Below are 23,322 nucleotides of genomic sequence, written 5' to 3'. Positions count from 1 at the left end.
TGCGCGGCGCTTACTTCATGTCGGGCTGGTTCGGCGGTGGGAGTGCCGGATCGAGTTTCGCGGACTCTCTCACCAACTGATCGGTCATTGCAGCCGCAACCGGATTCGAACCGGGACGATACGGGTCGTCACGGCTGGGTTGGGCCGGCGGCGGCAAAGCCGGATCAAGTTTGGCGGACTCTTTGACCAGTTCATCCGTAATTGCAGAGCCGACCGGATTCGCGCCATGACGATGCAAACTGTCACGCCTGCCTTCGCTTCGCGCTGCGAGGGCGGTCTTCGACTCGACGTCACCACGAACGGCAGCCGATTCGCGTGGCCGTGTGTCCGGACGCGGCACTTGCACGATGCCGTTAGTCAGGGAGCCGGACCCAGTCACGCCTGCCCCGCTCGTGGACTGTTTAGGGGCAGCAGCCATGTTGCCCGAGAGAGGCGCCGCGCCGACCACAGTTCCCGCGGCCACATGGGTGTCACTCATTTGGAGAGAGGTCGCGGCCAATTCCGCCGAACTGTTTGCCGCGACGTCGGTGTCGACCGTCGAGCGATGGCTTTTATGTAACAGCAAAAAAACGCCGAATACCAGTTCGAGGAGAAGCACTCCGACTATCAATGATGTACGTACATTCCTCATATTAACCAACGATTCGTTCAATCGATGCGATTGGATTGATGATGGCCGTCCGCTCGAAGAGCACGTCAAACGGCGAGTTCGCGGCATGAGCCCGCGATGGGTTGATGTGGGGATGATTTGCGCGACCCGCACACGTTGATTGTCCGGCGGCAAGGGTCCGGTGATTCACGCTACCGGACGGCACGAGACATCTCTCGTATGCTAATGCGAAAAAAGAATCTGTGCTGAACGGTCGTGAGGCACGGGCGGAATCGTGCGAAACCTGCGGACATTCTCCGCGCCCGCGGCCACGCGGGACGGCAGATTGATGCTATGAAACATCCGGTGGAGGAGAGGTCATTTTCTCGTCCGGTGCGGTCAGATTTTTGTCGGCGACGAACTAGCTCGCTTCGCGATCGCAGGTTGCCCAGGCCGGCGCCGATGCGCTAACGCACCGGCGGTGACAGACCCGCCGACCGGCCTTTAAGGTTTGCCCTTGAGGGTAAACGGCGCCAGCAGCGACCGTACATCGACCTGTTGCCCCTGGAGCAGGAGCAGCCTCGCATGGAGCACCATGTTCTCAAGAACAAGCTTGGCGGTGCTCAGCAGATACAGCGCGTGAATGTCGGAGATCGACATGTTGCCTGCTTCGACCTGGTGATGACGCTCGACAAGCGAACTCATGACAAGGCGCCTGAGTTCCTGCTCTCCAAATGGAAGGTCCGCGTAGTCGATCGGGTCGTCGGCTTCTACTTCCCGCAGCAGTTCCACTAGCGTTTCCGTGCTCACGTCCATGTGCAGGCTCCACGTTGTCGATTAAGACCAGCATAGCCAAACAGAGTCACCAGCACGGACAGCCTACCGTTTCTGCCTGGGCGAGTCCAGCCTGGATCGTGCCGAAGCAGAGGGATCGACTAACCGATATCCTCAGGTTGTGCGCTACGCCTCATAACGATCGCCCAGATCGTCAAGGTGCGCTCGATGCGTGTGATCGACCCGGGACCCCACGCCGTTTCTTCTTCAACTCGATCGTTTCGAACAACACATAGTTCTGCGTCGGGGTTTGATCCGCACCGGGCGCGTGATAGTAGTTCATCGTAATCGTGGTCTCGCCACCCGGTTGTCCCGGATCATGATCGAACACCGCGATACCGTAGCCCGTGCCGGTATCCCGTTGCGCCGACCAGACCGCGTCTTCGACGGCATCCGCGCTGGCACGCACGAACGTACCCGCGGCCGTTCCGGCAACCGGGCGATTAGGGCGCGTGAAAATACGCGCCTGCGGCAAGCCGGTACCGGTATCCACGCCATACACATCGAGTGGCGCACTCGTTCCGCCACCGCCGAGAATCAGGTGAATGGTGCCGTGGCTCGTATCGAACGTCGATGCTCCCGGCGATACCGCCGACATCACCGGCCGCGGCTGCAACGTATCGACCACGCGCCCCGTGGCGATATCGGCGCCCTTGTTGTGATTACAACCGCGCACGGGGTAGCTGCGTTCGTAATCGTGATCGTGCCCGCACAGCACCAGATCGACACCGTAGCGGTCGAACAGAGGCAGCCAGGCTTCGCGGATGCCCTTGTCGGAACCGTTGCCGGTTTTCGATGAACTCAGCGCGTCCTGATGCATCTGCACGACGATCCAGTCGACTTCGCCGTCTTCCGCGGCTCGGCGCAATGTTTTCTCGAGCCAACGGGTCTGCTCACCTTCGCTATATCCACGCACATAGAGCGACGTACCTGGCTGAATCGGCGGATTGCCGGTGCTCGCCACCGGCACCAGGGGACTCGGGCCGGCCACGAACGCCGCCGCATCCTGATAGACGACGTCGTCCGCATCGAGCGAGATGAAAAGCACCGAGCTCACGCGGAAGCTGTACCAGCGTCCCTGGAAGCGCGTGTGATTGTCCGGCAGCGTGTAGCGTGCGAGATACGATGCAAGACCTTGTTCGCCGTTGTGGAATTCGATCTCGTGATTGCCCGGACACGGCATCCACGGCCGGTTCGACGCCGAGGTCTGGCAGTTGTTGCCGAAATCGCGCCACACGTCCGGCTGGTGGGCCGGGTTCAGATTGGCGTAGCAGAGATCGCCGTTGAGCAGATGGAACAACGGCTGAAATCGCTCGACGGCCTGAACCGCAAAACGGCTCTGCGGCGACGAGAGGACCCAGCCGGTGTTGGGCGTCGCGAGATCGCCGTAGCTCGTCCAGCGGAATGGCGCGCGGCCGCGGGGCGCCGTGCGGAAACTCGCGCTAAAGGGCTGAGCCGCGTTGCTGTCGTTGTCGGCGCTCACCTCGTACTCGTAGCGCGTGTCGGCCTTCAGGCCGTGCAGACGCGCGTGATAAGTGAACACGACCTCGCCGTTGATGCCATCGGTATAGGTGCTCTGGACGCCATGCACGGTCGCTTTCGCGTCGCCCGCGCTACTGAAACGCACCTGCGGATTGACCGCCGGCGCCGGCGACGCCCACGACACGGTGACCTCGCTCGTCGGATCGTTGCCCCAGGTCAGGTGGATCTGCTCCGGCGTGCCGTCGGGCGCGCCGTTCGCGGCCCGCGCCGCCGATGCGAGCGTGCCTGCGGCCGTCGCGAGGCTGGATGCGCCGGCAAACTTCAGAAACCCGCGGCGCGAGACGATGGTGGCACCCTGATCGGTCAGCGAATCCTTGACGATTTTCTTGTTCGACATGTCCGGTGTTTTTTATGGGGGGTGGAAGGTCGCCAACGCGGACGGCGGGCACACGGCGTTACGTGGGCCAGGTGCGCCATTTCGGACCAAGGCGCGGACCAGAGCGCAACAGAAGTGACAGGGCATCCTAGTCGTGAAGCTATGACAGCGAGATGAAATGGCTGGACGTGGGAGATGCCATCCAGCCCCTAGGGTCGAGGCCGCTCCACGGCGGTGCGGCCGGGCGACGCGCCATGCCACAGCGCCCGGCCACCTCGATCGCTCCATCGGCCGGTAGGTAAAAACCGCGCACACGGCGTAGAAAAACCGGTACGGCAACCACATAATCCAGGCATCGCGCGTAGCCCGTCAAACACACTTAAATACCGCGCCAGGCAGCCCGATTCAATAAGGGGCTGCATCCCCGGCCCCGTCGGCGTGTAAACTGCTGACTTTTTTGACTCTGGTGGTATGGTGCAAGCCCCACAGCGCACAGCTTTCAGTGGCCCGGCGCTCATTCGTTTACTTGCTCGCCTGACGGACGTCGAAGTTCCCGAATCCAGCCAGTCGCTCTCGGACCGGTTAAGCCAGTGGCTCGGCTGGACCGACGCGATCGCGTTGTCCTCGGCGCTGAACAACAATCCGCCTGCCGTCGCCGCCGGCGCGCGCGCCTTCGGCGACGCCGAAGAGCGCGAGTGCGCCCGCGTGCGCGCGTCGCTGGCGGACGCCATCGCCGGCGATAGCGTGTTTGCTGCGCCGAGACGTCGCGGGTCGGCGGGGCAGGCGTTCCCGCAAGGCGCTCCCGTGGATACGCCGGTCGATTACGCGGTTTTTCGTCAGCGCTATGTCTCCATGCAGCAGTCGATGGAAACCGGCATCGGCACCCTGCGCGCTCGCCTGCGGGCCATGCTGGCCGCCAGAACGCCCGCCATGGCCCGGCTCGCGGTGGTGGACGCCGTGATGGAGCGCGCGCTCGGCGAGCGTGAGCGGAATCTGCTGGCCGCCGTGCCCGGCTTGCTCAAGGGGCATTTCGAGCGCTTGCGCCAGGCGGAGCAACAGACGCTGGCCGACGCCGAAGCCTCGGGGGACATCGCAACCGTCCCGCCCGCCACACCCGGCGCATGGCTGGACACGTTCCGCAAGGATATGCAGAGCGTGTTGCTGGCCGAACTGGATGTTCGTTTACAACCGGTCGAGGGACTGCTCGCGGCCCTTCGCACCCGCTAACTGGGACACTATGTCCAGATATCTCAATCTCGTTGTTTTTCTGGTCGGTCTGGCCGCGGTGTGCTGGATCGGTGGCGGCTACGTCGGCTCGAATGCGCTGGCCTTGGCGGTCACGCTGTTGATTGGCGCCTGCTACGTGGCAGGCGCGCTCGAACTGCGGCGTTACAGCCAGGCCACGTCCACGCTGGCGCGTGCGGTTGCGGGGCTGTCCGCGCCGCCGCCCAGCCTGGGCGCCTGGCTTGAGCCGTTGCATCCCAACCTGCGCAATGCAGTGCGTCTGCGCGTCGAGGGCGAGCGCGTGGCCTTGCCGGGCCCGGCGCTGACGCCATATCTGGTCGGCTTGCTCGTGTTGCTGGGCATGCTCGGCACGCTCCTCGGCATGGTGGCGACCCTGCGCGGCACCGGCATGGCGCTGGAAAGCGCGACGGACCTGCAGGCTATCCGCGATTCGCTCGGCGCGCCGGTTAAGGGACTGGGGTTCGCGTTCGGTACGTCGATTGCCGGCGTGGCCACCTCCGCGATGCTGGGACTGCTTTCGGCGTTGTGCCGGCGCGAACGGATCGATGCCGCGCAGATGCTCGACGTGAAGATCGCAACGACCTTGCGCATCTACTCGCAGACCCATCAGCGGGAGGAAAGCTTCAAGCTGCTGCAGCAGCAAGCCGAGGTGATGCCGACGCTGGTCGACCGTCTGCAGGCGATGATGTCGGCCATCGAACAACAGAGCCTCGCCTTGAACGAGCGGCAGATCGCCAGCCAGGACGCTTTCCACGGCAGGGCCGAGGCCAGCTATACGCGCTTGGCGGCCTCCGTGGAACAGTCGTTGAAGGAGAGCGTCGCCGAAAGCACCCGCGCCGCCAGTGCGGCGCTGCAGCCAGTCATGGCAGCCACATTGGCCGGTCTCGCGCGCGAGACGGCGGCGATGCACGACACCGTCACGCACGCCGTGCAGCGGCAGCTGGATGGACTCTCGAGCGGATTCGAGGCCACCACCACTACCGTCGCGGACATCTGGAATAAGGCACTTGAGGGGCAGCAGCGATCGAACGAGGCGCTCACCCAACACCTGGGCACGTCGCTGGATCGATTCACCGAGACCTTCGAAAAACGTTCGGCGGGTCTGCTGGATGGCGTCGCCGCGCGGCTGGAAGCGACAGCGGACGGTGTGTCGGCAGCCTGGAACGAGGCGCTGTCACGGCAGGAACAGGTCGGCGAGAAACTGGCGGGACACAACCAGCAGGCGTTGGCGACGGCCGCTGCGACCTTCGAGCAACACTCGGCGTCGCTGCTGCGCGCAGTGGACCAATCGCATACGGACTTGCAGACGGAATTGGCCTCACGAGACCAGCAGCGATTGGCGACCTGGACCGAGGCACTCGGTTCGATCGCCGCTACGCTGAACAAGGAATGGGAGCAGGCCGGCACGCTTAGCGCGAGCCGGCAGCAGGAAATCTGCGACGTGTTGGCGCAAACCGCGAGCGACATCTCCGCTCAAACTCAGGCACACGCGAGCAGCACGATCGCCGAGATCGACCGGCTGGTGCAAGCGGCGGCTGAAGCGCCCAAGGCCGCAGCGGGCTTGCAGGCGGAACTGGCCGCGCGAGACCAGCAGCGGCTGGAGGCCTGGACCGCTGCACTCGGTTCGATGGCCGTTACGCTGAACAAGGAATGGGAACAGGCCGGCACGCTCAGCGCGAGCCGGCAGCAGGAAATCTGCGACGTGTTGGCGCAAACCGCGCGCGACATCTCCGCTCAAACTCAGGCCCACGCGAGCAGCACGATCGCCGAGATCGACCGGCTGGTGCAAGCGGCGGCTGAAGCGCCCAAGGCCGCAGCGGACTTGCAGGCGGAACTCGCCGCGCGAGACCAGCAGCGGCTGGAGGCCTGGACCGCTGCACTCAGTTCGATGGCCGCTACGTTGAACAAGGAATGGGAGCAAGCCGGCACACGCACCGCGAGCCGGCAGCAGGAGATCTGCGACACGCTGGCGCAAACCGCACGCGACATCTCCGCCCAGACACAGGCCCACGCGAGCAGCACGATCGCCGAGATCGGCCAGCTCGTGCAAGCCGCATCCGAAGCGCCCAAGGCAGCGGCCGAAGTCGTCGCCGAATTGCGTCAGAAGCTCTCCGACAGCATGGTCCGCGACACGGCGATGCTGGACGAGCGCAGCCGCCTGCTGGCGACGCTGGAAACCCTGCTCGACGCCGTCAACCACGCGTCCACCGAACAGCGCACGGCCGTCGACGCGCTCGTCGCCACGTCGGCCGATCTGCTGGATCGCGTCGGCACCCGTTTCACCGACAATGTCGAACTCGAAACCGGCAAGCTGGGCGCGGTGGCCGCGCAAGTCACCGGAAGCGCCGTCGAAGTGGCGAGCCTCGGCGAAGCATTCGGCGCGGCCGTCCAGTTGTTCGGCGAGTCGAATACCACGCTGGTCGCGCATCTGCAGCGTATCGAAGCCGCACTGGACAAATCCCTCGCACGCAGCGACGAACAGCTTGCGTATTACGTCGCCCAGGCGCGAGAAGTCATCGACTTGAGCGTGATGTCGCAGAAGCAGATCCTCGAAGACCTGCAGCAACTCGCGGGCAAGCGCGCGTCCGTCGGAGCTGAAGCGGCATGAGCGAGGAAATCGACGGCGGCGTGGAGACCACGGCGCCCATCTGGCCTGTCTTCGGCGACCTGATGTCGGTGCTGCTGGGCGCGTTCGTGCTGATTCTGGTGGGCGTCATCGGCGTGCAACTGGAACTCTCGACCCGGCTGGAACAGGAGGTCAAGCAGCGTCAAATGGAGACGCAGCGCCGCAAGACTCTGGAGCAGGCATTGGCAGGACCGCTGGCAGCGGGGCGGGTGACGCTGGTCAACGGGCGCATCGGCATCAACGGCAGCGTGTTGTTCGCATTGAATTCCGATCAATTGCAGCCCGAAGGACGGGACGTCCTGAAGAGCCTGGCGGGGCCGCTGTCCGCTTACCTCCGGACCAATGACGAGATCCTGATGGTGAGCGGCTTTACCGATGACCGGCAGGTGCGGGAGGCTAACCGCCGCTTTGCCGACAACTGGGAGCTGTCGGCCCAGCGCGCGTTGACGGTGACCCGTGCGTTGATCGATGCAGGCGTTCCCGCCGCGTCCGTATTCGCGGCCGCGTTCGGCTCGCAGCAACCTGTCAGCTCGAATGCCGACGACCAGGGCCGAGCGAAAAACCGGCGCGTGGAAATAGCACCGGTCCCGAGGCCTTCGACCGCAACGGTGAAGTCTCGTGAGTAGTGTGAGTAGTACGGGCAGTGGCATCAGCAGCGTGACAGGCGACGCCCGGGCGACGCTCGACGCATGGCGCGAGCGCGGCGCCGATCGCCTGGATCCGATCCGCTTTCGTTTCCTTGAAGCGCTGGATCGGCGGGCAGCCGGTTACAGCGGTGAGGCGCGGCGTCTGCTGGATGAGAGGCTCCTCACGCTGATCGAGGCGTATGCGGTCGATCTCGAGCATGCTGCAGCCAGGGCGGTTGATGCTGGCACTGGTGCCCGTAATGGCAATGGCAATGGCAATGGCAACTCAGCATCATCCGCCGAATCCGCTCGGGGAACGCTGGCCGGACTGATCGCCTACATCGCCAATCCTGCGCCCGCAGACGATGACGGCTTCACAGCGGGCAGCGTCACGCCTCGCCCATCGTCCTATCCAGAACTGGAGGCGCTCGATTACTTCAGAGAAACCTGGTCCAAGGTCCGATCCGAGAAACAGCTACGGCAGTCGCTGAAAAAAGCGCCGGGCAATGCCGGTCCGCTCAATTCGAGCAGCCTCGTGCATCGATCGCTTTCGCTGATGCGCGAGCTGTCGCCGGGATATCTCCAGCAGTTCCTGTCGTACGTCGACGCCTTGTCGTGGATGGAGCAGATAAACGGCGACGCCGCCCTGCCGGCTAAAGATGCGCCTCGCACCGCGAGCGCCAGAAAAAATACCAAAGGCAAATCGCGCTAGCGCGAGGCCAGCTCAGCTCCCGCACCATCACAATCCGGCCAGAAACAATCCTCCGGTCTGCACCGTTTTCACGTCCGATATCGCGATTTAGAAAACGGATTCTACCCGGGATAATCAGATTGTACTGGTTGGTTAAAATCTGAAAAATGTTCGAATCCCCGCTGTCTGATGAAGATTGGCAACGCATTGCCCACCTGTTCCTCCACGACACCACACCGAGAGTCGGCCGGCCACGGCGAGATCCACGCGAGATCGTGAACGCCATACTGTGGATCGTTCGCAATAACGAAAAGTGGCAGCGTCTCCCCGCAAGCTTTCCGCCATCGCAAACCTGCTACATCAAATGGCTGGAGTGGCGACGCGCCGGGATGATGTCGAAGGTTTTCGCCGAGCTGGGCATGAGCGAGCGGTTGGCGTGTTCCAACGGCACGCAATGTTGAAGTGGTGAAGCAGGACGGGAAGAATTGAGGTCGCGGATCACATCTATCCGCAGGTTGCGCGGGTCGATGCAGGTCATGCCCGATCCACTGTCCATTTCACGAACGCTGCACCGACCTCCCGCAAGACAGCCTCCCGTGCGGGCATGTCAAGCGCAGGCGCATCGTAATAGGCTGCGATCAAAAGCGGTGCGCGTCCGGGTGGGCGAACGATCGCATAGTCGTTGGTTTCTTCTTCCACGCTGGTTCCGGGCCGGTCACCCGCAACCCAGTCCGGCGGTAACGCAGCGCGGAGCCGGTTCAAACCCGGCTTACAGGCAATCATCCAGTTTTCCAGCTGCGCACGCGATTGGGGGCTCAGAACATTTCCGAAGAGGATTTTTCTCGCCAGGTTAGCGATCGAACGAGGCGTAGTGGTATCGAACACACCGCTATATTTGTTCGACTCGGGTTCGTACCGATCGGAACGCGTCACGGTATCGCCGAGACCGCGAACGAATTGAGTCAAAGCAGCGGGACCACCGGCGCTTCGCATCAACAACACGGCCGCCGTGTTGTCGCTCACTTCGACAATCGCCTGGCACAGTGCGCCGACCGACATCGCGCCTTCTGCAACGTGTGCCTTCGTCACGGGCGACGTAAAGATCAGATCCTTCCCGGTGTACTTCACAAGACGGGCAAGATCCTCCTTGCCGGCATCCACGCGCGACAGCACCTGCGCGGCAAGCAGTCCCTTAAACGTGCTGCACATCAGAAAGCGTTCGTCAGCGCGATGAGCCAAGGTTCGGCCCGAACCGGTATCGATAGCGAATACGCCCAGGCGTCCGCCATGGCGGCGTTCGATGTCGGCTAATGGGGATGGGTTTGCGGCTAGTGTGGAAGTCATGCGAAGGCTCAGGAGCAGCGGCAGCCCGAGCGTCAGGGTCCTGCGTGTTGCAGAGAGAGTCAACGAATCGTCCTCAAATCAATTCACTCACGAGAAGCACGCGACGGACGGCAACGATCAGGCACATCACGTCCCGACTCACCATAAAAAACGGGCCAGTCCTAAGTAGAACTGGCCCGCTCACAGCGCAAAAATCACGTCTGAGGATTCGTACCGTCTGCAGCCTGAGCATTGTCGGCGTCGTCCTGCTTCTCGCCGTCTTTCTTCTCGACCAACCCCTCCAATGCACCGGCGCCTTCAAAGCCGGCAATCGCTGCAACGCCTTTCGTTAGCAAACCCGCGTCCGGATCGACTTTTTCTGCTGCTTCAACAGCCGCTACTGCACCAGCGATCTTGCCTACTTCGTCCAAGAGTCCCATTTCGCCCTCCGCGAGAAAAAGTGAAATGCCATCCTCTCACGAACTTGGCGCCTTGTCGCCAAATGTAAAATAGACTTACCAGTTTGCTCCCACCCCGAAATGACAATGAAAGAAATGTGGGGTTGCGTACCCGGCAGCGAAGGCGTGGTCGAGTTGGATCTGGAAGCATCGCGTGTGGTGGCGGTAAGCGGACGAGCTGCGTGCAATCGCTAGCGCTTGGGCGGCTGCGGGTTATTCGCAGGATTGGTATCAAACCTCGCGACACTTTTAATGCCATTGTCATCGGCGAGTGCCTGCAGTTCAGCTTCCATCACGTTCGCGATTTCCTTACCGTAAATCTCGTTGCCATCCACGTAGACCGTGAATGATTGCAAGTACTTCGCTTTCTTCTCCGGGTTCTCGATTGTCTGCCGGGTCCATTGATAAAGCGGATAGTTTTCCGGGCCTTGCTTTTCCGCCTCACTCACGTAGTCGGCGAAAGCGTCGAACTGACATTTCAAAGTCGCGTTGTGCTTGCTCAGCACATTGCGGAGCGCAGCATGCGAAGCGCCTTCCGGATCTGTGCGCAGATCGTTTGCAAGTTCGGGTGAGACGGTGATTCTCAGCTGGAATTGCCATGTGAGTTCCATGTCGACCTCGGTATCGAATCATGAGCGCGCGCTCGTGGACATCCAAGAAGGTAGCATGGCTACGATCCATCGGCGCTTCGAAACGAAGCGCTAATTCTCGCCCCGCCCCTCGCATCAGTTAGCAACGCATTGACTTTAAACTGCTGTCAGGCAAGCAGTCCATCAGCACATTGCTCTCAATCCAGCAGCAGGAAATTCCACCCCCAACCTGCCGCACAGCGCAGCGATACGCTCGCCCGATGGCATAGCTCGTGCTTTGTAGTCCATACGGTCAAGAGCTAAAACCGCTCTGCCTTACTCCACCTATCGACTCAAGAGCAGGCGCATGACATCACAACACCAGCGTGAAAAATTGCCACTTTCATACGGCACCGACTATGAACAGCTGGCCGCCAGATTCAGACCCATCTTCACCCGGATTGCGGAAGGCGCGCTCGAGCGCGAACGCACGCGCGCGCTGCCGTTCGAGCAGATTGTCTGGTTGAAGGAAGCCGGGTTCGGCGCCGTCAGAGTGCCGCGCGAATACGGCGGCGCCGGCGCGTCACTTCCGCAACTCGTACAGTTGCTGATCGAACTGGCCGAGGCCGATTCGAGTCTGCCGCAAGCGTTGCGCGGCCACTTCGCCTTCGTCGAAGACAGGATCAATGCGGCACCCGGCGCAACACGGGAAAAGTGGCTGCAACGTTTCGTGGCAGGCGAAATCGTCGGCAATGCCTGGACCGAGGTCGGCGCAGTCAAGATTGGCGACGTGATCACGCGTGTCTCGCGCAACGACAACCAGTGGGTCGTCAACGGAACGAAGTACTACAGCACAGGCAGCATCTTCGCCGACTGGATCGACGTGTACGCACAGCGCGACGACAATGGCGCCGACGTCATCGCAGCGGTGAGCACGCACCAGTCAGGCGTCAAGCAAAGCGACGACTGGGATGGCTTCGGTCAACGCACGACCGGAAGCGGGACGTCTGTATTCGAAGACGCCGTGGTCGACGAAGAGAACATCATCGACTTCTCGACGCGTTTCAAATACCAGACCGCGTTCTATCAACTCGTGCTGATCGCCGTGATTGCAGGTACAGGGCGCGCAGCCTTGCGTGACATCTCGCACGAAGTGCGTCAACGCACCCGGGTTTACAGTCACGGCAATGCGCCGCGCGTCAGCGAGGACGCGCAGGTGCAGCAGGTGGTGGGGCAGATAGCGGCCCGCGTGTATGCGGCAGAGGCCACCGCTGTGCGAGCCGCGGAGCCATCACAAAGCGCGTACGAAACGCGCTTCGGCGCGGACCGCGATGCTGAACACGCGGCGAATGTGGCGGCCGAAATCGAATCGGCAAAAGCTCAGGTCGCCGTAGCCGGTTTGATTTTGCAGGCGACCACTGACCTGTTCAATTCCCTCGGTGCTTCGGGCACGAGTGAAAATAAATCATTGGATCGGCACTGGCGAAATGCGCGTACCGCCGCGTCGCACAACCCGCTGATCTACAAGGAGCGAATCGTGGGTGACTGGGAAATCAACGGCAAAGAGCCGCCCTTCGTCTGGCAGATTGGCAACAGCCGAACTACCGCATAGCCCGCTACCACTGCGGCGCACTATGACAGGCGGACCGGTCTCGCGGTCGGTCCGCTTCGACTTGCAAAGGCGCGTCAAAGGCACGCAAAAAAGTACTGCCGCCCGATTCGCCGGCGGCCAGTTGCGCCTACTTCTGTGCGGAAATCTGCTTCGCCCGGATCAACCGTGCCCGCAACACATTGCGGCTAATGCCTAGCAGCCTCGCCGCCTGAATCTGATTCCGGTAGCAGAAGTCGAACGCCACGCGCATCACCGTGTCTTCGATCTGTTCGAACAGATTGCCTTCCGCGTGATCGAACAGATGACGCAAGGCTCCCTCCAGCCCTTCCAACGGTGTCGATGCAACCGGTTCGCTAGCCGCTCGCCGCGCAGCGTGAATCCCAAACGACGACATCTGCAGATCGCCCTCGCCCAGCGAATCGCTGCGGCACACCAGCAACGCGTAGTGGATGACGTTCTCAAGTTCACGGATATTGCCGGGCCAGCTATGCTCCAGCAGCTTTCGCTCCGCGCGCGGTTCGATGTCGACGGGGCCGTAGCCCAGCCGGTTCCGGTACTCTTCGATGAAGTAGCGGGCCAGCGGCAATATATCGCCAGGCCGATCGCGCAGCGTCGGCACCGCCAGATGCACGACGTTCAGGCGATAAAACAGGTCCTCGCGGAAATGGCCTGCCGCCACTGCGTCCTGCAGATGCACATTGGTGGCCGCCAGCACGCGCACGTCGATGGGAATACTTCTCCGCGAGCCGAGCCTCACGATCTCGCGTTCCTGCAGTACACGCAGCAGCTTGACCTGCATCGACAACGGCAGATCGCCTATCTCGTCGAGAAACAATGTCCCGCCATTGGCTGCTTCGAACCAGCCGGGTTTGGCGCAGAACGCGCCGGTGAACGCGCCTTTCTCGTGACCGAACAGTTCGCTCTCCACCAGCGATTCGGAGAACGCCCCGCAATTGACTGCGACAAACGGACCGTCCTTGCGAGCACTCAGGTTATGCACATGCCGCGCGACCAGTTCCTTACCCGTCCCTGTTTCGCCGATCACGAGCACATTGGCGTCGCTCGGCGCCACCATGCGAATACGTTCGAGCAACGCCAGCGATTGCGGGTCCGAGAAGATCTGGGCGGTCGCGCGAATCGAGGTGGTTAGCGTGCGCTTGTCGGGCATCGTCAACAAAGGCGGCGCTTCCGTTCGCGCGATGGCTGACCGCTCGGGTAACACGTGGTTGAGTGAATAGTTCATGAATAAAAGCTCGGCGTCGGATATCGTTGCGTCAGGGCCCATTCGCCGATTTCTCGAAGCTTATAGGCAAGCGGATCATGAAGCGTATGGGTACGCAAATTTCGCCAGTGACGGTCCAGCCTTAGCGCGCCATGCGTTGCGCGCGCCCCGGCCACGTCGAACATACGGGTACAGATGGTGAGTCCGATTTCCGTGGCGGCAACTTTGGCCGTGGCAATCGCCAACGCCACCTCGCCGCGCTCGGCGTCGGTCAACGCATCGGCCCGGGCCCAGGCCGCATCGAAACCATCGGCCGCGCGATCAGTCAGCAGCCGCGCCGCCTCGAGGCCTGCCCAGAACTCGCCGTACTGACCGAGGATATAAGGATCCGCCGCGGTGGTTTGCACGCCTGAGGTATGCCACGGACGCGCTTCATGAAGCGTGTAATGGCGCGCGTCGTTAAACGCGCTTTCGCCGATGCTGAGATAGACATTCGTCAGGATCAGCTGAGCGAGTAAGGGGCGCAGACACGCAAAAGGCGTCGACAGCGGCCCCGGGTCGGTCAGAATCTCGTGATTCTCCACGCGCACCTTTTCCAGCGTCACCGTGCCGCTATCTGTTTGCCGCTGGCCGATGTTATTCCAATCCTCCGCGACGGAGATGCCCGTACGACCGGTCGGTACTGCCGCGATCAGCAACGTTCCGGTATCGGCGTCACGCGCGGACGCGATCAACATTTCGGAATCGAGCGCGCCCGAACAGAAACTCTTCTGCCCGCTGAACTCCCGCCAATCCGCGTGCGAGTGGCTCACGGCCCGCTCGTCGAGCGGGTTGAGCGCATTGCCCCAGAACCATTGGCGGCGAGCAGTCTGCTCGAACCAGGCGCGCCATTGCGTCGACGAGCCGAACAGCCGCACCGTCGCGAGCATCAGATGGTGAAAACCGAATACATGTCCAAGCGAACTGTCGGCGCGACCGAGTGTGCGCACCACATCCAGCGTTTGCCGCCAGCTGGCCCCGAGCCCGCCATGCGCCTCGGGAATGCTCATCGCAAGCAGGCCGCTGGCGCGCAATGCGTCCCGCTCCGCTTTCGGCGTGCCGCCGCGCGCATCGCGTTCGGCAGCGGTGAGCGCAAAGGTGGCCGCGAGCCGCTGCGCGATCTGCAGAGGCGTTTCAGCAACCGGTGCAGTCTCCACATCCGGCACCAAAGAAGCCGGCGCGTCCGGCAGTACGTAGGTCGAATTCATATGGGCAAAGACACTCGCTCCGCTACGTGCGGGTGTGGACCGTCATCTATCGACTGACGGGTATTGAATGGCGTCGATCGGCGTTGCTTCCTCAGAAACGTATTCTGACCATCTATCCCGACTTCCGATGCATTTTGTTGTGGTATCCAAAGTCGAATTGCTGATTACGCAGCAGCATCGGTATAGATGCTGCCTCTGCGCCAGCATCGCCGTCGCTCGTTGCCTCCCAAACAGCAAGTCCGCTGGAATTCTGCAAGCCTGCGCGCCCCTCGCCGACACCCGGCGCTGCTTCTCCAGCAGCAGCACCGAGGCCATATTGCTTCGTCAGCGTCATACGTCAGCCTGCAATGGTTCCATGCCACCGCGATATGCGCGGGAGAAAAAGCCGCAAACGGTTATGCCATTTGACTTGGCACGCGATCGACGTGGTTCCGCACCTTCATCACCAACCCGCCTGGTCCGCGCAAAACTGGATGGCACGGTATTCGCTAAATAAGCTGCACTCCCGATTAATCCGCTTTCGCCTGAAAGGATCGTCCGAATGAGCAACAGTTTGAAAGTGGTCGCCGTCTCCGGTGGGTTGCAACGGCCATCGCGCACCCTTGTGGTGGTCGAACGCCTGCTCGCCGTACTTGGCGACGCGCTGCCGATCGACACGCATCTCATCGAGTTGGGACAGATCGCGTCCAGACTCGCTGGCGCGGTTCATCGCTCGCAGGTCCCCGCTGACCTGGCGGCACACATCGAGGCCATTGAAGCGGCGGACCTGCTGGTCGTCGCGAGCCCGGTTTATCGCGCGTCGTACACGGGACTTTTCAAGCATCTGTTCGATCTCGTGCATCACGAAGCGCTGTTCGACGTACCGGTTCTGCTCGCCGCAACGGGTGGCAGCGATCGTCACGCGCTCGTCATCGATCATCAACTACGTCCGCTGTTCAGCTTTTTTCAGGCTCGTACGCTACCGGTCGGCGTGTATGCCTCTGAAGCGGATTTCAGCGGCTATGCAATCTCGAACCCTGCCCTGGAAGAACGCATCGCACTGGCGGTGACGCGCGCGCTTCCCTGGCTGCATGCCGGCCGCCTCCCTGCTTCTTCCCCGCAAGCCGCAACGCTGGCTGCATAGACTCTTTACCCCATCATCAGGAACATCATGAGCCAGAATTCTTCTCACGACGACGCCGTCAAGTTCGCCTACTGGGTGCCCAACGTCAGCGGCGGCCTGGTCGTCAGCACGATCGAGCAGCGCACGGACTGGAGTCTCGAGTACAACCAGAAGCTCGCACAGACCGCGGAGCAGGCCGGCTTCGAATACGCGCTGAGCCAGATTCGCTTCACTGCCGGATACGGCGCGGAATATCAGCACGAATCGGTTTCATTCAGCCAGGCCCTGTTACACGCGACCACTAAACTCAAAGTGCTGGCGGCAATTCTGCCAGGTCCGTGGCACCCCGCCGTTGTCGCCAAACAACTGGCTACGATCGACCATATTTCGAACGGCCGTATTGCGATCAACGTGGTGAGCGGCTGGTTCAAAGGAGAATTCACCGCGATCGGCGAGCCGTGGCTCGAACACGACGAACGCTATCGCCGTTCGAACGAATTCATTCAGGCGCTCAAAGGGATCTGGACACAGGACAACTTCACGTTCAAAGGCGACTTCTACCGCTTCAACGATTACACGCTGAGTCCCAAGCCGGTACAAAAACCGCATCCTGAGATTTTCCAGGGCGGCAGCTCACGCGCCGCACGCGACAACGCAGCCAGCGTCTCCGACTGGTACTTCACCAACGGCAATACGCCGGAGAACCTGAAAGCGCAAATCGACGATATTCAGGCCAAGGCGGCAAAAAACAATCACAAGGTGCGCATTGGCGTGAACGCCTTCGTGATCGCCCGCGATACCGAAGAAGAAGCCAAGGCGGTGCTCGCCGACATCATCAAGCATGCACACGTCGAAGCGGTGCATGCCTTCGGTGACGCTGTCAAACAGGCCGGCAAGGCTTCACCCGAAGGGGAAGGCAACTGGGCCAAGTCGAGCTTCGAAGACCTCGTGCAATACAACGACGGTTTCCGTACCAATCTCATCGGGACACCGCAGCAGATTGCCGAGCGCATCGTCGAACTGAAATCGGTTGGTGTGGATCTCGTCCTGACGGGCTTTCTCCATTTCATCGAAGAGGTGGAGTATTTCGGCAAACGGGTTCTGCCGCTGGTGCGTGAACTCGAACTCAAGCAGCAGGCCAAGGCGGCCTGATCATGACCAACGCACAGCCGTCGACGCTGCCGGACTGGCTGCGCCATCAGGCGCAGCACAGACCCCACGCCATCGCCTTGCGGCACAAGCGGCTGGGCGCATGGCGCGCGTTGTCGTGGCAAGACGTGGTCACGACGGTCGGGCAGTTGGCCGCCGGTCTCGCACAACAGGGCTTTGCGACGGGCGACGTGCTGCTGCTCGTCAGTCATCCGCGCGAGGAGGCGTTGCTCCTGTCGCTCGCGGCGCAATGGAACGGTGGCGTCGCGATACCCCTCGACCCGCAACTTACCGATGATGCGTTGCACTCGGTGCTCACGCATCTCGTCCCGCGCTTCGTGTTCGCCGAAGACGACAGCCAGATAGATCGCCTGCTGACGCATGAAGGATTTCGCGTGATCGACGCCAATCCGCGCAATCTGACGCCGCATCCGCATTCCGCCGTGATCGACTATCGCGCTTTGTCGGCTCACGGCGCGGGCGGCATTGCATCCACCGCTCACCCCCATGACGACGCATTCGCGTTCGTGCGTTTCGATACTGACGGGCAACTCGTCGAACAGCGTTTCCCGCACGCGACACTAGTGCATGAAGCCCAGCAACTCGTTGCGACCGAAAAACTGAACGCCGACGACGAAGCGTTTGCCGCACGCGCATTCGCCGCTGCATCCCAGGCGCGTTATCTGATTGCGTCGTGGGTATTGAGCGGCTTTCGCCTGAATTTTCCGGAATCGCTCGCGACCCGCGACAACGATCGCCGCGAACTCGCGCCCACACTCGTAGCAGGCACGCGTGAAACGTACGCCCGGGTGGCACAACTCGTCGATGATCGTTTGCCTGGTGCGCGTTCATGGCGACGCCGTCTGATCAACCGTGCGCAGCGCAAACAGGGCGCCCCGCTTGCTCGTGCATTGACCTGGTGGCTCATCACCCGTCCGTTGCGCGAAGTGATCGGCTTTTCGCGCACCCATGCCGCGCTCGTCATCGGACCGCCGCTCGATGACAAAACCGCCGCGCTATTCGAAGCATTGCGCGTCGATGTGCGCGCGTGGCCCGATGCCGGCGACTGGCGACGTGTCGACCCTAAACGTCAAACGGCTGCGCCGCAGCACTATCCGGCAGACGGCGCGTCGGAACAACCGGCCTATTGATGCATGACCCAACGTTCCATGACTTCGTCCTCAAGCGCTTTGCTCTCGCTCGACCATATCTCGCTGTCGTTCAAAGGCGTGAAAGCGATCACCGATATCAGCTTCGCCGTGCATGCGGGCGAGATCTGCGCGCTGATCGGCCCGAACGGTGCGGGCAAAAGCTCGCTGCTCAATGTGATCAACGGTGTTTATCAGCCGCAGCAAGGCAGCGTGCATTTCGACGGTCAGGGCCATCGGCGCATGAATCCGTATCACGCCGCGCACAGCGGCATTGCGCGCACATTTCAGAACATCGCACTGTTTCGCCGGATGAGCGTGCTGGACAACGTGCTCACCGGCCGCAATCTGCATCGGCGCAGCACGTGGCTTGAACAGACTTTGGGCATTGGCCGCGCGCGCAACGATGAGACGGTGCAACGCCGCTATGCCGAAGTCGTGATCGAAGCGCTCGACTTGCCGCGCTATCGCCACACCACCGTCGGCACCCTGCCGTACGGCGTACAAAAGCGCGTCGAACTGGCCCGCGCCCTCGCCGCCGAGCCGCGTCTCCTGCTGCTCGACGAACCCATGGCAGGGATGAATGCGGACGAAAAGCATGCCATGGCCGGCTATGTGCTCGACGCCAACACGCAATTCGGCGTGACCGTCGTCCTCATCGAGCACGACATTGGCGTGGTGATGGATCTGTCGGATCACGTGGTGGTGCTCGATTACGGCAAAAAGATCGCCGACGGCGCCCCCGCCGACGTGCGCACCAACCCGGACGTACTGGCCGCTTATCTCGGCACCCGTCACTGAGAGATTGAACAACATGGGCTTTTTCCTCGAAGTACTCGTCGGCGGCCTGCTGGCGGGCGTGATGTATTCGATGGTCGCGATCGGCTTCGTGCTGATCTACAAGGCGTCCGGCGTGTTCAATTTCGCGCAGGGTTCGATGGTGCTGTTTGGCGCGCTCACGTACGTGAGCCTCGTCGAGCGGCAGGTGAACCCCGTGCTTGCATTCGGTATCACGCTGGTGGCGCTGGTGCTGATTGCGTTGCTGATCGGCCGGCTCGTCTTGCGGCCGCTGGTAAATCGGCCGCCCATTGTGCTGTTCATGGCGACGCTCGGCTTGAGCTTCATTCTCGAAGGCGCGGCGCAGTTATTCTGGGGCGCCCAGGTGCACGGCCTGGATCTCGGCATCGACGACAAACCGCTGAACGTAGGCGGCGTCATGATCAGCCAGTTTGACATTTTTGCGGCGGCAACCGCCGGCGTGCTGGTGATCGGCTTGTCGCTTCTGACCCAGCGCACGCGGCTCGGGCTGTCGCTGCGCGCAGTCGCGGACGATCCGCTCGCGGCGCTCGCCATCGGCATAAGGCTGCCGCGCGTGTGGGCGATCGTATGGGCGCTGGCCGGCTTTGTCAGCCTCGTGGCAGGCCTCCTGTGGGGTGCGCGGCTCGGTGTGCAGTTCTCGCTATCGCTGGTGGTGCTGAAGGCGCTGCCGGTGCTGATCATTGGCGGGTTTTCGTCGATCGGCGGGGCGATTGTCGGTGGCCTGCTAATCGGCGCATCGGAGAAGCTTGCGGAAGTCTATGTCGGCAGCCTGCTCGGCGGCGGGATCGAAAACTGGTTTCCCTATCTGCTCGCAATGCTGTTCCTGCTCGCGCGGCCTGTCGGTCTGTTCGGCGAACCCGCCGTTGAACGCGTGTGAGGCCCGCTATGTCATCTACTCGCGCCACCCTGAACGCACCGCGCAAATTCAAACCGTATCCGTTGCAATCGCCGCGGCTAAAGTTATGGTTCGCCGGAATTCTCGCGCTGATTGCGTTCATCGCCGTCCCGCTCCTCGGCAACGACTACTGGCTCAATGCCATTCTGATTCCGTTCCTCGTATTATCGCTCGCGGGACTCGGGCTGAACCTCGTCACAGGTTACGCGGGTCAACTCTCGCTGGGTTCCGCAGCGTTCATGTCAGTCGGCGCCTACGCCACCTACAACCTCATGGTGCGCGTGCCAGGGTTGCCGCTGGTTATCGATCTCCTGCTCGGCGGGTTGATCACTGCCGCGGTGGGCGCGGTATTCGGTTTGCCGAGCCTGCGTATCAAAGGCTTCTATCTGATCGTCTCGACGCTGGCCGCGCAATTCTTTGTCGAATGGATCTTTACCCGAGTCAGCTGGTTTTCCAACGACGACACCTCGGGTGTGCTCAGCGCACCGCGCCTCACCGCGTTCGGCTGGAAAATCGACACCCCGGCCGCACGCTATCTGCTCGTACTCGGCGTCACGACCGTCCTGTTCATTGTTGCGACTCGCCTCGTCCGCAGCGAACTCGGCCGACGCTGGATGGCCGTGCGCGACATGGACACCGCCGCGCGCGTAATCGGCATCCCGACTGGCCGCACCAAGCTGCTCGCGTTCGCGCTGAGTTCATTCGTCATCGGCATTGCGGGCGCGCTGTGGGCATTTGCGTATCTGGGCACGGTCGAGCCGCACGGCTTCGATCTCAATCTGTCGTTTCAGGTGTTGTTCATCATCATCATTGGCGGCATGGGGAGCATCGGCGGGAATTTTCTGGGGGCGGCGTTCATCGTGCTGCTGCCCATTCTTCTCTCGAATGCGGCCGGTGCGCTAGCCAGCGTCGGCATCGAAGCCGGCCAGTTGCAGAACCTGCAGAAGATCCTCTTCGGCACGCTGATCATTGTTTTTCTCATCAAGGAACCGGACGGGCTCGCAAGACTGGTTCAGACCGCGCGGAATCGTCTGCGCGACTGGCCGCTGTCCGCATGACTTCGCTTTTATCCATCGCTCTTTAAACCATTGCTTATCCATCCATTCAAGGTATAGCCAGCATGAATTTCATCGACTCCTTCAAAAGGCGCGGGACGGTCTCGCGCGTCGCCGCTGCCGCGAGCCTGGTGCTTGCCCTCAGCACCGCGTTTGCGTCCACCGCGCAAGCCGCAGGCGAAGAATACTTCCCGCTGCAAAGCTACCGTGTCGGGCCCTATGCGGCGGGCGGCAGTGGTTTCTTCGGCGGCTTTATCGACTATATGAACCTCATCAATAAACGCGATGGCGGCGTCAACGGGGTCAAGCTGACGTGGAGCGAATGCGAAACCGAATACGTCGTGGAAAAAGGCGTGGAATGCTACGAGCGGCTCAAAGGCGGTCTGAATGGCGCGCCGGCTGCAGCAACCAATCCGCTCTCGGTCGGAATCGCCTATGCGACGCTCGACCGGTCGACCGCCGATAAGATCCCGCTCGTCACGATCAATCACGGCCGTACGGATTCCACAGACGGCGCCGTGTTTCCGTATGTGTTTCCGCTTCAACTCAATCCGTATAGCGAAGTCTCGGCGATCGTCAATTACATCGGCCAGCAGTCTGGTGGACTGAATCAGCTCAAGGGTAAGAAGATCGTCGTGCTGTACCACGGGTCGCCTTACGGCCGCGAGACGATTCCCGTGCTCGAGGCGCTCGCCAAAAAGTACGGCTTCGAACTCACGCAGATCGAAGTCCCCCATCCGGGTAACGAACAGGGCTCGCAGTGGCTCACCATCCATCGAATCAATCCGGACTGGGTGATTCTGCGGGGCTGGGGCGTGATGAATCCGGTCGCGTTGAAGTCGGCGCAAAAGGTCGGCTTTCCGGCGAATCACATCATCGGGAACATCTGGAGCAATTCGGAAGAAGATGCGCGTCCGGCAGGCGATGCCGCAAAGGGCTTCATTTCCATCACCACGCATCCGTCGGGAACCGACTTTCCGGTACTTCAGGCGATCAATCAGTATGTGATCAAACCCGGTAACGGCAACCTGAAGGACCCGGCGCGCTTCGGTACCGTGTACTACAACCTGGGTGTCGTCAATGGCATTCTCAATGTCGAAGCGTTGCGCGTGGCACAGGCTAAATACGGCAACAAACCGCTTACGGGCGAACAGGTACGCTGGGGTTTCGAACATTTGAATCTCGACGACGCGCGTCTGAAGCAGTTGGGCGCGTACGGTCTGGTTCAACCGCTGAAACTGTCATGCTCCGATCACGAGGGCGGCGGCGCCGTGCGCTTTCAACAATGGGACGGCCAGCAATGGAAGGTCATCAGCGGCTGGGTTCAGGCGGATCGCGCGCTGTTGCGCCCGATCATCGAGAAATCGGCGAACGCGTATGCCAAAGAAAAGGGGATTACGCCACGCGATTGCAGCAAGGATCTCTGAGCATGAGCGTCGCCCCGATCCTGCAGGTCGAAGACATTGCCGTGACGTATAGCCAGCTCATTCCGGCATTGCGCGGCGTTTCATTGACGGTGCCGTCCGGCGCCATCGTCGCCCTGCTGGGCGGCAACGGCGCCGGAAAGACGACCACGCTCAAGGCAATTTCGAGTCTGATTCGTGCGGAACGGGGCGAGCTTACGTCGGGCCGTATCGCGTATCGCGGCGACGCGATTACCGACGCGGATCCGTGGACGCTCGCCGAACGTGGCCTCGTCCAGGTGCTGGAGGGCCGGCGTTGCTTTGCGCATTTGTCCGTCGAAGAAAATCTGCGGCTTGGCGCTTTTGTGCGTCGACCTGCCCGTGCTGATCTCGAAGCGGATCTCGAACGTATCTACAGCACCTTCCCGCGACTCAAGGAGCGTCGTAAGGCGCTGGCAGGTTATACATCGGGCGGAGAACAGCAGATGGTGGCGATCGGCCGCGCATTGATGGCGCGGCCCTCGTTGGTATTGCTCGACGAACCGTCGATGGGACTCGCCCCGCAAGTCGTTGAAGAAATCTTTGAGACGGTCGCCGCACTCAATCGTGACGATGGCGTCAGCTTCCTGCTGGCGGAGCAGAATGCGGCGATCGCGCTGCAGTATGCGCAATCTGGCTACGTGCTCGAAGGCGGCCGCGTGGTTGCGCATGGGAAGGCGGACGCGTTGCAGGAACTGGATGTGTTGCGCGACGCCTATCTTGGGCGCGGCAACCCCGCTACGGGCGGCACGCGTAGCACGCGTCGAGGGTCACGCCACGCTGCCACATGAATTGAGCCGAACTGAGCTGAG

Annotated in this window: 23 protein-coding genes and 1 pseudogene; 14 read left to right on the top strand and 10 right to left on the bottom strand. The window is 61.8% G+C overall.

Annotated features, from left to right (window positions below):
* Nucleotides 1-10: 10 nt before the first annotated feature.
* The 3 genes from PQQ95_RS10695 to PQQ95_RS10685 form a co-directional block, all read right to left on the bottom strand.
* The gene (locus tag PQQ95_RS10695; protein WP_408437347.1) at nt 11-478 is read right to left on the bottom strand and encodes a hypothetical protein; all 468 of its coding nucleotides are present in this window, start codon (nt 476-478) and stop codon (nt 11-13) included.
* A 615-nt stretch (nt 479-1,093) separates the two neighbouring features.
* Nucleotides 1,094-1,405, bottom strand: coding sequence for a hypothetical protein (locus PQQ95_RS10690; protein ID WP_115776360.1), 312 nt, complete (start codon nt 1,403-1,405; stop codon nt 1,094-1,096).
* 172 nt (nt 1,406-1,577) lie between these two features.
* Nucleotides 1,578-3,302, bottom strand: a complete 1,725-nt coding sequence (locus tag PQQ95_RS10685; RefSeq protein WP_408437346.1) for a purple acid phosphatase family protein — start codon at nt 3,300-3,302, stop codon at nt 1,578-1,580.
* 450 nt (nt 3,303-3,752) lie between these two features.
* Here PQQ95_RS10685 and PQQ95_RS10680 point away from each other — a divergent pair, with 450 nt between their 5' ends.
* From PQQ95_RS10680 to PQQ95_RS10660, 5 genes and pseudogenes are all read left to right on the top strand, one after another.
* Nucleotides 3,753-4,508, top strand: a complete 756-nt coding sequence (locus PQQ95_RS10680) for a DUF3348 domain-containing protein (protein WP_408437345.1) — start codon at nt 3,753-3,755, stop codon at nt 4,506-4,508.
* Nucleotides 4,509-4,518: 10 nt separating this feature from the next.
* Nucleotides 4,519-7,134: a DUF802 domain-containing protein gene (locus tag PQQ95_RS10675; protein WP_408437344.1), complete on the top strand. Its 2,616-nt coding sequence runs from the start codon at nt 4,519-4,521 to the stop codon at nt 7,132-7,134.
* On the top strand, nt 7,131-7,778 hold the full coding sequence (locus PQQ95_RS10670) for an OmpA family protein (RefSeq protein ID WP_408437343.1): 648 nt from the start codon (nt 7,131-7,133) through the stop codon (nt 7,776-7,778). Before PQQ95_RS10675 ends, PQQ95_RS10670 begins: the two co-directional genes overlap by 4 nt.
* A gap of 22 nt (nt 7,779-7,800) precedes the next feature.
* A complete protein-coding gene (locus tag PQQ95_RS10665) occupies nt 7,801-8,490 on the top strand; it encodes a DUF2894 domain-containing protein (RefSeq protein ID WP_408437467.1) in 690 nt (229 codons plus the stop codon).
* Between the two features lie 146 nt (nt 8,491-8,636).
* Nucleotides 8,637-8,816: pseudogene (locus PQQ95_RS10660) on the top strand (transposase); the annotation flags it as partial.
* An 8-nt stretch (nt 8,817-8,824) separates the two neighbouring features.
* On the opposite strand, the gene PQQ95_RS10655 reads toward PQQ95_RS10660, so the two are convergent.
* The 4 genes from PQQ95_RS10655 to PQQ95_RS10640 all read right to left on the bottom strand — a co-directional run bounded on the left by PQQ95_RS10655 (nt 8,825) and on the right by PQQ95_RS10640 (nt 10,861).
* A complete protein-coding gene (locus PQQ95_RS10655; protein WP_408437475.1) occupies nt 8,825-9,007 on the bottom strand; it encodes a hypothetical protein in 183 nt (60 codons plus the stop codon).
* Nucleotides 9,004-9,813, bottom strand: coding sequence for a class A beta-lactamase (gene bla / locus PQQ95_RS10650; RefSeq protein WP_408437342.1), 810 nt, complete (start codon nt 9,811-9,813; stop codon nt 9,004-9,006). The genes PQQ95_RS10655 and bla overlap by 4 nt, the downstream gene beginning before the upstream one ends.
* 194 nt (nt 9,814-10,007) lie before the next feature.
* On the bottom strand, nt 10,008-10,232 hold the full coding sequence (locus PQQ95_RS10645) for a hypothetical protein (RefSeq protein WP_093637023.1): 225 nt from the start codon (nt 10,230-10,232) through the stop codon (nt 10,008-10,010).
* Nucleotides 10,233-10,441: 209 nt separating this feature from the next.
* A complete protein-coding gene (locus tag PQQ95_RS10640) occupies nt 10,442-10,861 on the bottom strand; it encodes a hypothetical protein (RefSeq protein WP_408437341.1) in 420 nt (139 codons plus the stop codon).
* Between the two features lie 325 nt (nt 10,862-11,186).
* On the opposite strand from PQQ95_RS10640, the gene PQQ95_RS10635 reads away from it, so the two are divergent.
* Nucleotides 11,187-12,431 carry an acyl-CoA dehydrogenase family protein gene (locus tag PQQ95_RS10635; RefSeq protein WP_408437340.1) on the top strand — a complete coding sequence of 415 codons (1,245 nt, stop codon included), beginning with the start codon at nt 11,187-11,189 and terminating at the stop codon, nt 12,429-12,431.
* Nucleotides 12,432-12,558: 127 nt separating this feature from the next.
* On the opposite strand, the gene PQQ95_RS10630 is transcribed toward PQQ95_RS10635, so the two are convergent.
* The 3 genes from PQQ95_RS10630 to PQQ95_RS10620 all read right to left on the bottom strand — a co-directional run bounded on the left by PQQ95_RS10630 (nt 12,559) and on the right by PQQ95_RS10620 (nt 15,234).
* Nucleotides 12,559-13,674: a sigma-54 interaction domain-containing protein gene (locus PQQ95_RS10630; protein ID WP_408437339.1), complete on the bottom strand. Its 1,116-nt coding sequence runs from the start codon at nt 13,672-13,674 to the stop codon at nt 12,559-12,561.
* Nucleotides 13,671-14,900, bottom strand: a complete 1,230-nt coding sequence (locus PQQ95_RS10625; protein ID WP_408437338.1) for an acyl-CoA dehydrogenase family protein — start codon at nt 14,898-14,900, stop codon at nt 13,671-13,673. The genes PQQ95_RS10630 and PQQ95_RS10625 overlap by 4 nt, the downstream gene beginning before the upstream one ends.
* A 112-nt stretch (nt 14,901-15,012) precedes the next feature.
* The gene (locus PQQ95_RS10620; RefSeq protein WP_408437337.1) at nt 15,013-15,234 is read right to left on the bottom strand and encodes a hypothetical protein; all 222 of its coding nucleotides are present in this window, start codon (nt 15,232-15,234) and stop codon (nt 15,013-15,015) included.
* Nucleotides 15,235-15,441: 207 nt separating this feature from the next.
* On the opposite strand from PQQ95_RS10620, the gene msuE reads away from it, so the two are divergent.
* The 8 genes from msuE (at nt 15,442) to PQQ95_RS10580 (ending at nt 23,301) form a co-directional block, all read left to right on the top strand.
* Entirely contained in the window at nt 15,442-16,023 is a 582-nt protein-coding gene (gene msuE / locus PQQ95_RS10615) for an FMN reductase (RefSeq protein WP_408437336.1), read from the top strand.
* 27 nt (nt 16,024-16,050) lie between these two features.
* Nucleotides 16,051-17,154, top strand: a complete 1,104-nt coding sequence (gene sfnG / locus PQQ95_RS10610; protein ID WP_408437335.1) for a dimethylsulfone monooxygenase SfnG — start codon at nt 16,051-16,053, stop codon at nt 17,152-17,154.
* Nucleotides 17,155-17,156: 2 nt separating this feature from the next.
* Complete coding sequence (locus tag PQQ95_RS10605) at nt 17,157-18,302, top strand: AMP-binding protein (RefSeq protein ID WP_408437334.1); 1,146 nt, start codon at nt 17,157-17,159, stop codon at nt 18,300-18,302.
* Nucleotides 18,303-18,320: 18 nt separating this feature from the next.
* Nucleotides 18,321-19,100: an ABC transporter ATP-binding protein gene (locus PQQ95_RS10600; RefSeq protein ID WP_408437333.1), complete on the top strand. Its 780-nt coding sequence runs from the start codon at nt 18,321-18,323 to the stop codon at nt 19,098-19,100.
* A 13-nt stretch (nt 19,101-19,113) separates the two neighbouring features.
* Nucleotides 19,114-19,995 (top strand): branched-chain amino acid ABC transporter permease, encoded by an 882-nt coding sequence (locus PQQ95_RS10595; RefSeq protein WP_408437332.1) that lies wholly within the window; start codon nt 19,114-19,116, stop codon nt 19,993-19,995.
* Between the two features lie 8 nt (nt 19,996-20,003).
* The gene (locus PQQ95_RS10590; RefSeq protein WP_408437331.1) at nt 20,004-21,071 is read left to right on the top strand and encodes a branched-chain amino acid ABC transporter permease; all 1,068 of its coding nucleotides are present in this window, start codon (nt 20,004-20,006) and stop codon (nt 21,069-21,071) included.
* A 62-nt stretch (nt 21,072-21,133) separates the two neighbouring features.
* Nucleotides 21,134-22,495, top strand: coding sequence for an ABC transporter substrate-binding protein (locus PQQ95_RS10585; protein ID WP_408437330.1), 1,362 nt, complete (start codon nt 21,134-21,136; stop codon nt 22,493-22,495).
* A gap of 2 nt (nt 22,496-22,497) precedes the next feature.
* On the top strand, nt 22,498-23,301 hold the full coding sequence (locus PQQ95_RS10580; protein WP_408437329.1) for an ABC transporter ATP-binding protein: 804 nt from the start codon (nt 22,498-22,500) through the stop codon (nt 23,299-23,301).
* Nucleotides 23,302-23,322: the final 21 nt, after the last annotated feature.

It is taken from the genome of Paraburkholderia caffeinilytica (genome assembly GCF_046030355.1).
Classification (GTDB): Bacteria; Pseudomonadota; Gammaproteobacteria; order Burkholderiales; family Burkholderiaceae; genus Paraburkholderia; species Paraburkholderia caffeinilytica_B.
Note: the sequence above shows the minus strand (reverse complement) of the source record. Positions and strands in the feature narration are given on the sequence as shown.